Annotated in this window: 14 protein-coding genes; 2 read left to right on the top strand and 12 right to left on the bottom strand. The window is 67.1% G+C overall.

Annotated elements, in window-relative coordinates; all coding sequences use genetic code 11:
* The 5 genes from pgsA to JO236_RS15420 form a co-directional block, all read right to left on the bottom strand.
* A partial coding sequence (pgsA, locus tag JO236_RS15440; protein WP_293331841.1) for a phosphatidylinositol phosphate synthase occupies positions 1–478 on the bottom strand: 478 nt, incomplete at its 3' end.
* Between the two features lie 49 nt (positions 479–527).
* Positions 528–1094, bottom strand: coding sequence for an HIT family protein (locus tag JO236_RS15435; protein WP_293331838.1), 567 nt, complete (start codon positions 1092–1094; stop codon positions 528–530).
* On the bottom strand, positions 1087–3207 hold the full coding sequence (thrS, locus tag JO236_RS15430; protein WP_293331835.1) for a threonine--tRNA ligase: 2121 nt from the start codon (positions 3205–3207) through the stop codon (positions 1087–1089). The genes JO236_RS15435 and thrS overlap by 8 nt, the downstream gene beginning before the upstream one ends.
* 86 nt (positions 3208–3293) lie before the next feature.
* The gene (locus tag JO236_RS15425; RefSeq protein WP_416362254.1) at positions 3294–3917 is read right to left on the bottom strand and encodes a PaaI family thioesterase; all 624 of its coding nucleotides are present in this window, start codon (positions 3915–3917) and stop codon (positions 3294–3296) included.
* A gap of 81 nt (positions 3918–3998) precedes the next feature.
* The gene (locus JO236_RS15420) at positions 3999–4853 is read right to left on the bottom strand and encodes an aldo/keto reductase (RefSeq protein WP_293331832.1); all 855 of its coding nucleotides are present in this window, start codon (positions 4851–4853) and stop codon (positions 3999–4001) included.
* Positions 4854–4885: 32 nt separating this feature from the next.
* On the opposite strand from JO236_RS15420, the gene JO236_RS15415 reads away from it, so the two are divergent.
* Positions 4886–5389, top strand: coding sequence for a DUF1990 family protein (locus JO236_RS15415; RefSeq protein WP_293331829.1), 504 nt, complete (start codon positions 4886–4888; stop codon positions 5387–5389).
* A gap of 56 nt (positions 5390–5445) precedes the next feature.
* Here the strand turns inward: JO236_RS15415 and JO236_RS15410 are convergent, their stop codons facing one another.
* From JO236_RS15410 to JO236_RS15395, 4 genes are read right to left on the bottom strand one after another with little or no spacing between them, the layout of a single operon-like run.
* A complete protein-coding gene (locus JO236_RS15410; RefSeq protein WP_293331826.1) occupies positions 5446–6393 on the bottom strand; it encodes an NAD(P)H-dependent flavin oxidoreductase in 948 nt (315 codons plus the stop codon).
* Positions 6394–6395: 2 nt separating this feature from the next.
* Entirely contained in the window at positions 6396–6743 is a 348-nt protein-coding gene (locus JO236_RS15405) for a cupin domain-containing protein (protein WP_293331823.1), read from the bottom strand.
* A gap of 11 nt (positions 6744–6754) precedes the next feature.
* Positions 6755–7129: a hypothetical protein gene (locus JO236_RS15400; RefSeq protein WP_416362255.1), complete on the bottom strand. Its 375-nt coding sequence runs from the start codon at positions 7127–7129 to the stop codon at positions 6755–6757.
* 52 nt (positions 7130–7181) lie between these two features.
* Positions 7182–8432 (bottom strand): alpha/beta hydrolase family protein, encoded by a 1251-nt coding sequence (locus tag JO236_RS15395; RefSeq protein ID WP_416362253.1) that lies wholly within the window; start codon positions 8430–8432, stop codon positions 7182–7184.
* A gap of 276 nt (positions 8433–8708) precedes the next feature.
* Between JO236_RS15395 and JO236_RS15390 the strand changes: the two genes are divergently transcribed.
* Positions 8709–10334, top strand: coding sequence for an adenylate/guanylate cyclase domain-containing protein (locus tag JO236_RS15390; RefSeq protein ID WP_293331817.1), 1626 nt, complete (start codon positions 8709–8711; stop codon positions 10332–10334).
* 3 nt (positions 10335–10337) lie between these two features.
* Here the strand turns inward: JO236_RS15390 and JO236_RS15385 are convergent, their stop codons facing one another.
* Genes JO236_RS15385 through pcaH form a run of 3 tightly spaced genes read right to left on the bottom strand, consistent with a single transcriptional unit; the run spans position 10338 to position 12840 of the window.
* Positions 10338–11561: a lyase family protein gene (locus JO236_RS15385; protein ID WP_293331814.1), complete on the bottom strand. Its 1224-nt coding sequence runs from the start codon at positions 11559–11561 to the stop codon at positions 10338–10340.
* Entirely contained in the window at positions 11558–12106 is a 549-nt protein-coding gene (gene pcaG, locus JO236_RS15380) for a protocatechuate 3,4-dioxygenase subunit alpha (RefSeq protein WP_293331811.1), read from the bottom strand. The genes JO236_RS15385 and pcaG overlap by 4 nt, the downstream gene beginning before the upstream one ends.
* Positions 12103–12840, bottom strand: a complete 738-nt coding sequence (pcaH, locus tag JO236_RS15375; protein ID WP_293331808.1) for a protocatechuate 3,4-dioxygenase subunit beta — start codon at positions 12838–12840, stop codon at positions 12103–12105. The genes pcaG and pcaH overlap by 4 nt, the downstream gene beginning before the upstream one ends.
* Positions 12841–12991 lie beyond the last annotated feature (151 nt).

Here is a 12991-nt window from a genome sequence, read left to right as displayed (position 1 = left end):
GGACGATGATCAGCCGTTCCGGCCGTTCGATCAGGCCGCCGTCGCCGCGCAGCCCACTGCCCTCGGCGCGGGCCTTGATGTAGGAAATCACCTGCGACGTCACCAGGCAGATCAGGGTCGCCACCACGAGCAGCCGGTCGCGCAGCCCGAACGCTATCCACCAGAGCAGCCCGCAGAACACCGCGCCGTCGCTGACGCGGTCACAGGCGGCGTCGAGCACCGCACCGAACCGCGTGCCGCCGCCCCGTTCGCGCGCCATCGCGCCATCCAGCATGTCGAACACCACGAAGAACCACACGACCAGAGTGCCGACGAATAACTTGCCCATCGGGAACAGCGTCAGCGCCGCTGCCACCGTGGCGGCGGTGCCCAGGATGGTGATGCTGTCCGGAGTGAGGCCAACCCGCAGCGCCGCCCGTGCCGTCGGCGCGGTGAGCCGCGCGAACGCCGCCCGGGACAGGAAGGGCGCTTTACTCATGAGCGCCGCTCCTCCCCTTCGCTTCGCTCTGCATCGTCGCCGGCGCGACTCATGCGCGCTGGTTGGTCCACTCGGCCGCAAGCAACCGGCGCGTGTCGCGGAGCAGCTGCGGAATCACCTTGGACCCACCGATGATGGTGATGAAGTTCGCGTCGCCACCCCACCTCGGCACCACGTGCACATGCAGGTGCTCGGCCAGCGACCCGCCCGCCGAGGTCCCCAGGTTCAGGCCGACGTTGAACCCGTGCGGTCGTGACACTTTCTTGATGACCCGAATCGCCTTCTGGGTGAACGCCATCAACTCGGCGCTCTCCGGATCGGTCAGGTCCTCCAGTTCGGAGACCCGCCGATACGGGACCACCATCAGGTGTCCCGGGTTGTACGGGTAGAGGTTGAGCACGACGTAGACCAACTCGCCCCGGGCGACCACCAGGCCCTCTTCGTCCGATAGCCGCGGGATCTCGGTGAACGGCTGTGAGGATGCGGCGTCGTCGCGGTTCATCGGCGCTTCGGTGAGATAGGTCATCCGGTACGGCGTCCACAGCCGCTCCAGGTGGTCGCGCTCGCCGACCCCTCGGTCGAAGATGGCGTCTTCGCTACCCTCTTGGTCAGTCACCGCCGGGTACTTTCACCAATTCCGCTGTGGGAGCGCCATTCTCGCGCTCGGCGAGCCAATTCACGATGGCAGCCACCGCCGCATCCCGGGGCACCCCGTTGATCTGGGTGCGGTCCCCGAACCGGAAGCTGACCGCGCCGGCTTGCACGTCGCGGTCACCGGCCAGCAGCAGGAACGGCACCTTCTGGTTGGTGTGGTGCACGATCTTCTTGGCCATCCGGTCGTCACTGGCGTCCACTTCGACCCGCACCCCGTGTGACCTCAGTTGTGCCGCAACGTCTTTCAGGTAGACAACATGTTCATCGGCGACCGGGATACCGACCGCCTGCACGGGTGCCAACCACGCCGGAAACGCCCCGGCGTAGTGCTCGGTGAGGATGCCGAAGAACCGCTCGATGGAGCCGAACAGTGCCCGGTGGATCAGCACCGGGCGCTGCCGCGAACCGTCGCTGGCGGTGTATTCCAGGTCGAAGCGTTCGGGCATGTTGAAGTCCAGCTGAATGGTCGACATCTGCCAGCTGCGGCCTAACGCGTCCTTGACCTGCACCGAGATCTTCGGCCCGTAGAACGCTGCGCCGCCGGGGTCCGGAACCAGGTGCAGCTCAGAGGCTTCGGCGACCTCACGCAGCACCTCGGTCGCCTCGTCCCACACCTCGTCGGACCCGACATACTTCTCCGGGTCCTTGGTGGACAGCTCCAGGTAGAAGTCGTTGAGCCCGTAGTCGGCCAGCAAGTCCAGCACGAAGCGCAGCAGCGACGCCAGTTCGTCACGCATCTGCTCGCGCGTGCAGTAGATGTGGGCATCGTCCTGGGTCATGCCGCGCACCCGGGTCAGCCCGTGCACCACGCCGGACTTCTCATACCGGTAGACGCTGCCGAACTCGAAGAGCCGCAACGGAAGTTCGCGGTAGGAACGGCCACGGGCCCGGTAGATAAGGTGGTGCATCGGGCAGTTCATCGGCTTGAGGTAGTAGTCCTGCCCGGGCTTGCGCACCGTGCCGTCCTCGTTGTACTCCGCGTCGATGTGCATCGGCGGAAACATGCCGTCGGCATACCACTCGAGGTGTCCCGAGGTGATGTACAGCTGTTCCTTGGTGATGTGCGGGGTGTGGACGAACTGGTAGCCCGCCTCGGCGTGCTTGCGTCGCGAGTAGTCCTCGAGTTCGGTGCGCACGACGCCGCCGTTGGGGTGGAAAACCGCCAAGCCGGAACCGATTTCGTCGGGGAAGCTGAACAGGTCGAGCTCGACGCCCAGCTTGCGATGGTCGCGACGCTGGGCCTCGGCGATCAGCTCGAGGTGACGGTCCAGCGCCTCCTGGGACTCCCATGCGGTGCCGTAGATGCGTTGCAGGCTGGCGTTTTGCTGGTCGCCCCGCCAGTACGCCGCCGAGCTGCGGGTCAGTTTGAACGCCGGAATGTGCTTGGTGGTGGGAATGTGCGGGCCTCGGCACAGGTCGCCCCAAACCCGTTCGCGGGTGCGGGGATTGAGGTTGTCGTAGGCGGTGAGCTCGTCGCCGCCGACCTCCATGATTTCGGCCGTGTTCTCGGTAAAGCCGGATTTGTCGTCGACCAGTTCGAGCTTGTAGGGCTCGTTGGCCAGCTCTTCGCGGGCTTGGTCCGTGGACTCATAGACCCGCCGGTCGAATAGCTGCCCTTCCTTGACGATCTGGCGCATCCGCTTTTCCAGCGCCTGCAAGTTCTCCGGCGTGAACGGCTCCGCGACGTCGAAGTCGTAGTAGAAGCCGTCGGTGATCGGCGGACCGATACCGAGTTTGGCGTGCGGGAACAGATCTTGGACGGCCTGAGCCAACACATGCGCCGTCGAATGCCGGATGACGCTGCGCCCGTCGTCGGTGTCGGCCCCGATCGGGGTGACCTCGGCGTCGGCCTCAGGTACCCAACTCAGATCGCGCAGCTTGCCGTCGGCGTCGCGAACGACCACGATCGCGTCGGGCGTCCCGCGTCTCGGCAACCCCGCCTCGCCGACCGCGGCGGCCGCCGTGATGCCGGCAGGAACCCGGATCGTGGCCCGCGGCGAGCGCAAACCCGGCGCGGCCGGGTGCCGCGGGTCGCCGCCATCAGCTCCGGGGACGGAGTGTGCGGGGGCACTCATGGCGTTGGTCTCCAAGCTCGGGCGTGTTTGTTGCAATGCTATCGGGGGGCTCGGGGGCCATCGGGAACTACGTGGGCCGGAGGTTCTCAGGGCTGGCCGGGCTTGAGCCGGACGAACAACGCGTCGGCCTCGGTCAGCAGGGTTTCGCCATCTCTGAGCCGCCCCGACACAAAGATCTTGCGACCGTCCACCCGGTCGATTCCCGCGTCGAATTGCAACTCCTCTTCGATCGGCACGATAGCGCGATAGTCGATCTTGAGGTAGGCGGTGCGTTGGCGCGGGGTGCCGGTCAGCGTCGACGCCGTCATGCCGAGGATGGTGTCGAACAACATCCCGAGGGATCCACCGTGCACCGCCCCGTTGCGCCCGAGGTGGAACCGGGCGAAGCGAGCCGTGCCCTCGATGCGGCCGTCTTCCGTTTTGCGCGACGAGAGCGGGACCGTCAGGACGTTGCCGCGCAGTGGCAGGTCCATGCGGCGGCCCGAGGGCGACTGCCACTCATCGGTGTCGAACGGCGCGAGCAGCACCGACACCTTCTCCAGCAGGTCCGCGGCCTCGGTGATCACTTCGTCGGGCGCGTCGGCGGCGCGGGCGTGGTCCTGGATCTTGCGCACGGCGTCGATGAACCTGCCGTAGTCCGGCCCGCCTTTCGTGGTGGGTTCCGGTGGATTGAATCCGCCGCCGGGATGTCTCGGATGGTCGCCGGGCACCAGAACACCGTATAGGTGAGCGGCGGAGATCAGCCGTGCTGGCGTCCCCCGGCAAACCCATGCCTATGGTGTGGCGCGGCTCTACTGCGCCCCCGCGGCCGCCAGCGTCTCGAATTCCTCCTCGGTCAGGGTGATCTCGGCGGCCGCGACGTTCTCCTCCAGGTGCGCCACCTTCGACGTGCCGGGAATGGGCAGCATTACCGGCGAGCGCTTCAGCAGCCAGGCCAGCGCCAGTTGCCCCGGCGAAGCGTCGTGATCGGCGGCGATCTTCTGCAGGGGACCGTCGGGGGCGCTCAGCGGCCCGCCGGCCAGCGGGAACCAGGGAATGAAGCCGATGCCCTGGCTGGCCGCGAAGTCCAACAGCTTTTCGGCCTTGCGTTGCGACAGGTTGTACATGTTCTGCACCGACACGATCTGCGTGATCTGCTGGGCTGCGGTGAGCTGATCGACGTCGACCTCGGACAGACCGATATGGCGGATTTTGCCTTCGTTTTTCAACGCGAGCAGCTCGCCGACCTGGTCGGCCAACGGGAAGTCCGGGTCCACGCGATGCAGCTGAAACAGATCGATGGTGTCGACGCCAAGGCGGCGCAAACTCATCTCGCACTCCTGGCGCAGATAACTCGGATTGCCCAGCGGGATCCACACATCCGGGCCGGTGCGCAGCAACCCCGCCTTGGTGGCGATTACCAGCCCGGTATAGGGATGCAGCGCTTTCCGGATAAGCCTCTCGGAGATGTAGGGCCCGTAGGAATCCGCGGTGTCGATGAAGTTGACCCCGAGGTCCACCGCGCGCCGCAACACCCGGATGCATTCGTCACGGTCGGCGGGTGGGCCCCAAACCCCCTTGCCGGTCAGGCGCATCGCGCCGAAGCCGAGTCGGTTGACGGTCAGATCCCCGCCGAGGGTGAACGTTCCGGACGATTGTGCTGTCACTCCTACGACCGTACGCGTGGCAAGCTGACCGGGTGGACCTCGACAGGCTTGCCGATCTGCCGCTGACCTACTCAGAGGTCGGAGCGACGGCGTCGGCACAGCTGCCGCCGGGATACCGGCACCTCAGCGTCAGCGCCCAGATCGGCAGCGGTGACCAGCGTTTCGAGCGCGCCGCCGACGCCGTCATGCACTGGGGCATGCAGCGCGGCTCGGGCCTGCGGGTGCAGGCCAGCTCCGAACCCGTTGTCGTCTCGGCGGTGGTGGTGGTGACGATGCTGGGTCTGCTGCGCGCACCCTGTCGCGTGGTCTACATCCTTGACGAACCCGACCTGCGCGGCTTCGCCTACGGGACCCTGCCGGGGCACCCAGAGTGCGGTGAGGAGCGGTTCGCCGTGCGCCGCGACCCGGCCACCGCCGCGGTGTTCGCCGAGGTCTCGTCGTTCTCCCGGCCCGCGACGTGGTGGAGCAAAGCCGGTGGGCCGTTCGTCTCGACGGCCCAGCGCGTCATCGCCAAGCGCTACCTGGGCGCGGTCTGACGCTTTCGTGTGCCGAGCATCACGTCAGCGTGCCAAGCGCCACCCGAGTGCGCCGCTCAGCGCGGCGAACCCCATGCGGCGAGCAATGTTTCGGCACCCGCGCACATCTCCTCGATGACTTCGCCCGCCGATGCGTCTCCGGTGATCATCCCCACCCCCTGACCCGCGTCGACGGGGACTATCCGCGGGTCCTCGGCGGCAACACCGGCCGCCAGTTCCTCGCGAGCCGCGGCATCCAGCGCGTCCTCGTGGCCCGCCCAGCGCGCGACGAAATCATTGGCCAACACGCGCGCGGGAAACCGGGCGGGCCACGGCAGCCCCTGGGCCACGTCGAAGGCCCGGGTGATCCTGGTGTCGGTCGCCTGGGCCGCGATCAGGGCCTGGCGGGTCGCGTCGCTACTCAGCGCCTCCGGACACGCCGCCAGGCGGGTGCCCACCCACGCTCCGCTGGCCCCGGCCGCCAACACCGCAGCCAGGCTGCGCGGCGACGCGACGGCACCCCCGGCAAGCACCGGCACCGATACGGCGTCCAACACGATGTCGAGCAACGGCAGCGTCCCGAGGCGCGTCTCCCCGTGACCGCCGCCTTCGGCTCCGCGCGCGACCAGGATGTCGACACCGGCGTCGACCGCCCGTCTGGCCCCGGGTCCGTCGTAAACCTGTGTGGCAGTGGCGATTCCGGCGTCGTGTGCTTGAGCTACCCAGGACCAGTCGGCGCCGAAGCTGACCGACAACAGCGCGGGGCGCGCGACCAGGGCGTCGTCCAGCAACCCGGGGTCGTCGCGAATCACCCAGTCCACCAAGCCGATTCCGAACCTGCCGCTGACGTGACACAACTGCGCCTGCAGTGACGCCCTCGTCGCGGTGCTGCCCATACCGACCATGCCCAGGCCCCCGGCGGCGGTGACCGCAGCGGCCAATCGACCACCGGCGGCCCCGCCCATGGGCGCATTGAGAATGGGCACCCGCAGGCCAAAGCCGCGCGACCACGGCGTGGCGAGCACCGTTAGTGACTAGCGCCGGGCTGGGATTTCAGGACGGTCAGGATGACCACTGAATCCTCGACGGCGTGCAGGGCATGCCGCCGCGGCGGAATCGCGATGTAGTCACCGGGTTTGCCGTCCCACGCGCCGTCGCCGGCGGTCAGGCGCACGTGCCCTTGCAACACCTGCAGCGTCGCCTCACCCGGGCTGTCGTGTTCGGACAGGTCGTGGCCGGCAAGCAGGGCCAGCACCGTCTGCCGCAGTTCATGGGTGTGACCGCCGTGGATGGTGTGCGCGGCCCGGCCACTGTGCGTTTTCTGGGCCTCGGCCAGCTTTTCGGCGGCCAGGCCGGGCAGTGAGATGGATTCCATCGCGAGTCCTTTCAGGCGATAAGTTCGAGTATCCCCGCCACGAGCAACGCAATTACCTTGATCGTCTCCAACGCGATGTAAGCGTAGTGAGCCCGCGACCGTGGCACGTCCAAGCCGGCAAGCACCTGGTCGGAATGCCGGGTCAGACGCGGGCGCACCGCGATCAGCTGCGTGGCCAGCGCGACGACGACGACCGAGAGCGCGGAGACGACCGACACCGGCGGATGGCCCGCCGCCAGAACCGTGACCAGTACCAACGCGAAGCCGACCTCAACGGCGTTGAGCGCGCGGAAAACCAGCCGACCGATGCCAAGCCCGATCCGCAACGTCACCTCGGGCGCCCGGAACTTCAGCGGCGCTTCCAGAAATGAGATCGCCAGCACCATGCCGAGCCAGACGAAGGTGACCGCAATGAGGACCCCCGCGCTGGTGCTCACCTCAGCAGGCCGAACGGTCGCCGACCGGAGCGCTTTCGTCGAGCAGACCCGACTGCTGCAGCGCCTCCTGGACGAAGTCCTGCACCGGCCGCGAGCGGATGAAACCGGCATGTCCGCCGGGGTACCAAATCATTTGCGGTTTGCCCCAGTGCTCCCAGAGCCGGATCACCTGCTCGCGCGGATGCACGACTTGATCGGCGATACCGGCGTAGACGAAACGGCCGCGCATGGGCACCAGCGGGGTAAGCGACAGTGGCGACACCATCCGGCCGATCGGTTCGGCCAGCATCATCGTGTCGTGGCGTGGGTCGCCTGGACGCAAACCGGAGTGCCGCGCCAGCAGCTCGACCAGGTCGGCGACGGGCACGCCCAGAATGGCGGAGGTCAGCCCGCTGTCCAGGGCGGCGACCAGCGCGGCGATGTAGCCGCCCAGCGACATGCTGTTCAGGCCGATCGGCGACTCCGGCTCCTGCGACCTGATCCACGACAACACGCGTCGGATGTCCCAGACCGCCTGCGCCGTCGCGTGCACGTCGTCGAGAACGTCCTCGCCGGGGAACACCGCACCCTTGGGCAGCCCGCGTGCCCGCGCGCCGTGCATCGGCAGAACGGGCAGCACAATGTTCAAGCCGAGCTCCTGGTGCAGTTTCCAGGCCCGGAAAATTCTGAGATCGATTGCGGGCCTGCCCATTTCAGTGCCATGCACGCACACCAGCCAGGGTCGCGGTTCGGGATGACGCAGCAGCACCGCGTGCTCACGCCGACACGCTGTGTAGGCCAGCCACCTATCGCGGCCCGGTTCCCCCGCGTGCGGCCGGTATCCGCTGTCGAAGGACAGGCGCTCATAGGAACGTCGACGCCCCTTGACCTTTCGCACGGTGACGTCCGGAAGCGGTGGGGGCTCAACGAAAAACCCCTTCGGGTTCTCCAGCCATCCCCTGTCGCCGTAGAAGGCCAGTGCTTCGACCACCTCGTCGTTGATGCGCTCGAATAGCCGCGGCTCGCTCACCGGGCGGCGCACCTTGAGCCCCGCCAGCACCACCTCGTCGCGAAAGGCGTGCGCCGTCAGCGCCAGAGTGGGGCGCGCGATCGGGAGCACGTCGGCCTCGTGGTCGAGATAGTCGCGCCAGGACCTGGCGAAATAGCGACCGGTGCGTGCGAAGGGCCCGACGGTGGTGGCTACGGCACCGGAGGCGACGGGAAGCATCCGGGCGACACGGCCTCGGTCGTCATCTTTGACGGGTACTGCCATGTACCAGACGCTAACATCACTCACCTCGCCATTCAGTGGCCGGCGGCTCGATACTGATCACTTCCGGCCTCTAATGGGACATCGGTCACTTTCCCGGCACGCCGAGGGCGAAATCATTTGGGCCGCTGCTGCTGTGGCCGATCCTCCAGCTGCGCAGATACCGTCGGCACCCTTGCCGCCGATGTACTGGTAGCCATGGCCGGTTTGGCGGTGCACACTTGGCTGGCCAGCAGCTACGCACGCTGAGCAGTTGGGGCCCACACCCGGAGGACTCCTGTGGCGAAGTTGATCATCCTGCACGGGGACCGGCAACGTGTCGTCGAGCTGAGCGACGACCCGACAAGCCTGGGCCGTGCGCCGGACAACACGCTCTGGCTGGACGACCCCGGACTCTCCCGTCGTCACTGCGAGTTCCGCCGAAACCGCAACAAGCAATGGGTGCTGCACGACCTCGGCAGCTTCAACGGCTCGTTCGTCAACAACTTCGCGGTGACCGAGCACGAACTGCGCCCGGGAGACCGCATCCAGCTCGGCGAGATTGTGCTCTATTTTGTGCCCGACGAGCGAACGCCCGGCGAGGTCCGCAGGCCGATCCCGGCCAAAACGGCGCCGGGATCCGACCCGGACGCGCACCTGGCCACCAGCCGCAAACTGCGCAACTTCACCGCTCTCATGGAAATCACCAAGGCGCTCAACAGCGAGCTGGACAAGGCGAAGGTCCTCGAGACGATCGTCGACAAGGGCATCGAGCTGATCAAGGCCGAGCGTGGGTTCCTGATCCTGGTGCAAGAGGGGCGGCTCGATTTCGTGGTGGCGCGCACTCGCGACAAGACGCTGATCCCCGATCCTTCGAAGGTGATTTCGCGCTCGGTGCTCAACCGGGTGACGAAAACGGGCGAGCCGGTGCTGACCACCAAGGCCCAAACCGCGCTCGCCGGCTCGGTATCGATCGTGCAGTTGGAAGTGCGCTCGCTGATCTGCGTGCCGCTGCGTTCGAAGGAGGGCATCCTCGGCGCGCTCTACGTGGACAGCAAGCTCGTGGAGGCGGAGTTCAACGAGGAGTCGCAGAACCTCCTGCACGCCTTCGCCGACCAGGCCGCCATCGCCATCGAGAACACCAGGCTTTTCGACGAGGTCGCCGAGTCGCGCGAGGCTGAAAAGCGTGTCCGGCAAGTGTTTCAGAAGTATGTGCCCGCCGACGTCGTTCGCGAGGTCCTCAACTTGACCGACGGCCGCCTCCTCAGCGCAAAGCTCACGGCGACGGTGTTATTCAGCGACATCCGCAGCTTCACCTCGATCAGCGAGAAGATGCCGCCCGAGTTGGTGGTCGGCCTGCTGAACGACTACCTGCAGCGCATGGTCGACATCGTCGTCGAAGAGGGCGGAATCGTCGACAAGTTCATCGGCGACGCGGTGATGGCCGTGTTCGGTGCGCCGGTGCCCAAGCGCGACGACGCCGAGCGCGCCGTCCGCGCGGCGCTGCGCATGATCGAGGCCGTCGGGCAGTTCAACGAAGAGCAGAAGAACAAGGGCGGCGTCGAGATCGAAATCGGCATCGGCCTGCACACCGGCCCGCTCATCGCCGGCAACATCGGGTCCGACCGCAAGATGGAGTACACCGTGATCGGCGACACGGTGAACGCGGCCAAACGGATCGAGTCGCTTAACGCGACCATGAAGACCCACGTGCTGATCACCCGGGAGTGTTACGAGGCGACCGGCAAGGTGTTTGCGGTGCGCGAGTTGTCAGAGGTCCAGGTCAAGGGCAGAAAGAAGCCGCTGCGGGTGTACGAGGTGACGCACGAGATGATCACTTCCCGCACAACGGATATCATGTCAGCACCGAGGATTGATCCCGACGCCACCGCCCACTTGCACAAGATTCGGCGAACAGACCTTTGACCGTCATCGCGATTCGCCGAGGACCTGCCGAGCTCGGTGCAGGCTCTCATCGATCATCCGGTCGACCGCACCAAAGTACGTTGCCGACGGCGCCTTCCCCAGCAGTTCGGCGATGGCGCGTTGTTCTCCGAGAACATCTGCGGCACTGAGGTTCTCGGACATCCGTGCCGAGTTGACCACCAGACCGGTCAGCAGCTCACCGCACTGAGAACCGGCCACGACGGTGCGCCTTGCCAAGGTTCGAAGCGTGTCCCATTCGGCGTGCCATGCGCCATCCGGGCGTTCGTCGTTGGCCAGGGCGGCGGCGGTGTGCAGCGTCGCGGCCAGTTGCGGTGCTGATATGCCGGTCCGTCGAATCAGTATGGACAACACCGGATTGCGCTTGTGCGGCATGGACGACGATCCGCCTCGATTGGCGGCGGCAGGCTCGCTGAGTTCGCCGATCTCCGGGCGGGCCAGGGTTACCACGTCCGAGCCGATGCGGCTCCAGCTGTCAGTGCACGCGACAAGGGAGTCGGCGACGGCGGTGACCGGCATCCTGTTCGTGTGCCACGGAAGCCGGGCCTGCAGGCCCAACGTCGTTGCGGCGATCCCCACGACAGCTTCGGCCAGTTCCGCTGGATTCTGCGCGCCGCTGGCCAATTCGGTTGTGGCGGACCATGTTCCAACCGCCCCGCCAAGTTGGACGGGGGTGGCCAGCGTGACCACACGCTGGTAGGCGTCGAGCACACCGTTGAGCCAGCCTGCGACCTTGACGCCGAACATGGTGGGCGCCGCCTGCTGGGTGAGGGTCCGGGCCACCATCGGCGTGGCGCGGTGCGCGTCGGCAAGCGCGGACAGTGCCGTAATCTGTTCTGCGAGTTGGGATGTGAGGTGATCGGCGGCGGCGCGAACCGCCAGCATGAGGCCGGTGTCGATGACGTCCTGGCTCGTCAGGCCCCGATGTATCCAGTCGGCGACGGCTGGAGCGGCCCGCTGCCGCAGCAGCGCAACCAGGCCGATGACGGGGTTGCCGCCGTCCTCGGCGCCGGCGGCCAACGACTCGCAGTCGCCCTCGGCCAGCAGGTGCCACAGGTCGGTGCCACCGCCGCAGTCGGCCGGCGCCAGCCCGGCGGCGGCCAGCGCCGCCAACCACGCCGATTCGACGGCAACCATCGAGCGCAGCAACGTCTCGTCGGTCATGACCTCGCCGGCGCGGTGGTCCCCTGGCCAGAGCAGGTTGGTCATCGTGGATCGTCCCGGTATGTCAGGAACACGGTCTCGTCGGTGCCCTGCAGGCGGATGTCGAACCGGTAGCCCGTCGGGTCGGTGACGCACAGCAATGTGGCCCGGCGCCCGGCGTCCAGGCTGGCGAACAGCGGATCGGCGTCCAGGTCGCCGTCGGGCAGGTAGGCGCGGGTGAACAACCGATTCAGCAGCCCGCGCGCGAACACCGTGATCGCGAAGAACGGCGGGCCGCCCGCCGACCCCGGCGGCACCGTGCTGAAACCGTAGTGCCCGTTCGCGTCGGTCGCCGCGCGTCCCCACCCGGTGAAGGACCCGTCACGGCATAGCGAGCCGGGATGCCGCACGATCCGGCCGGCGGCGTCGGGTTGCCAGAGTTCGATGAGAGCGTCGGGCACGGGTCCGCCTGCGCCGTCGTACACCGTGCCGTGCAATCGGACTGCCCCGGGGTCTGCGGGGTCAACCAGGGCACTGTCACCGGGGTAGGGCAACGCCATGCCAAAAAACGGTCCGACCGTTTGCCCTGGGGTGCAAGCTAATTCACTCATCGCGACCGGTCCAGCACGATGTCCCACCGGTAACCGGTCGCGTACTCCGGCTCGGTGAGGTCGTGGTCGTAATCGGCGATGAGTCGTTGGCGCGCAAGGGGATCCACGATCGACTGGAAGATGGGGTCCAACCCGAACAACGGATCACCCGGAAAGTACATCTGGGTGACCAGGCGTTGGGTGAAAGCCGTTCCAAACAAGGAGAAGTGGATGTGCGCGGGTCGCCAGGCGTTGTGGTGGTTGCGCCACGGATAGGGGCCCGGCTTGATGGTCAGGAAGCGGTACGAGCCGTCCGGCCCGGTCAGGCAACGACCGAAGCCGGTGAAGTTCGGGTCGAGGGGAGCCGGGTGCTGGTCGAGCTGATGGTGGTAGCGGCCGCTGGCGTTGGCCTGCCAGATCTCGACCAGCCGGCCGGCCAGCGGCCGGCCGGACTCGTCGAGCACCCGACCGCTCAGGATGATCCGCTCCCCCAGCGGTTCGCCGGGGTGCCCGGCGGTGAGGTCGGCGTCGAGCGGATCGACGTCCCGCTGGCCGAAGCAGGGTGCCGCACGTTCGAGGTTCGCCGGGTCGACGGTTAACAGCGGGTTTTTCGGATGACGCAGGAAGCTGCTGCGATAGGGCGGATAGTTCAGCCTCGGGTGGGCCTGCGACGGGGTGTGATCCTCGGCCGCGATGCGGGCGATCTGCGCGCTGATGTCAGCTTGCGACGCGACGGGCTGCGGTGCGGCCTCCACGTAGCGTGAGGCTACTCGCGATCGGTTCGGATCAGGTTCTGCAACGTCGTGTCACCAGTTTCTTGGCAGCCGTAAGCGACGCTCGCGCGTGAAGCAACCGGCTGGCCGATTGACCCTCCGCGCGACCTGGGTCATTCTTGTAAACAGAACT

It is taken from the genome of Mycobacterium sp. (assembly GCF_019247635.1).
Lineage (GTDB): Bacteria > Actinomycetota > Actinomycetes > Mycobacteriales > Mycobacteriaceae > Mycobacterium.
This window is presented reverse-complemented; position numbering and strand designations above follow the sequence as displayed.

Excerpts from the sequence above, each read along its gene's own strand:
- JO236_RS15385 (WP_293331814.1), bottom strand. The coding sequence starts at position 11,561 with ATGACCAACCTGCTCTGGCCAGGGGACCACCGCGCCGGCGAGGTCATG.
- JO236_RS15405 (WP_293331823.1), bottom strand. The coding sequence starts at position 6,743 with ATGGAATCCATCTCACTGCCCGGCCTGGCCGCCGAAAAGCTGGCCGAG.
- JO236_RS15395 (WP_416362253.1), bottom strand. The coding sequence starts at position 8,432 with ATGGCAGTACCCGTCAAAGATGACGACCGAGGCCGTGTCGCCCGGATG.
- thrS (WP_293331835.1), bottom strand. The coding sequence starts at position 3,207 with ATGAGTGCCCCCGCACACTCCGTCCCCGGAGCTGATGGCGGCGACCCG.
- JO236_RS15400 (WP_416362255.1), bottom strand. The coding sequence starts at position 7,129 with ATGGTGCTGGCGATCTCATTTCTGGAAGCGCCGCTGAAGTTCCGGGCG.
- pcaG (WP_293331811.1), bottom strand. The coding sequence starts at position 12,106 with ATGAGTGAATTAGCTTGCACCCCAGGGCAAACGGTCGGACCGTTTTTT.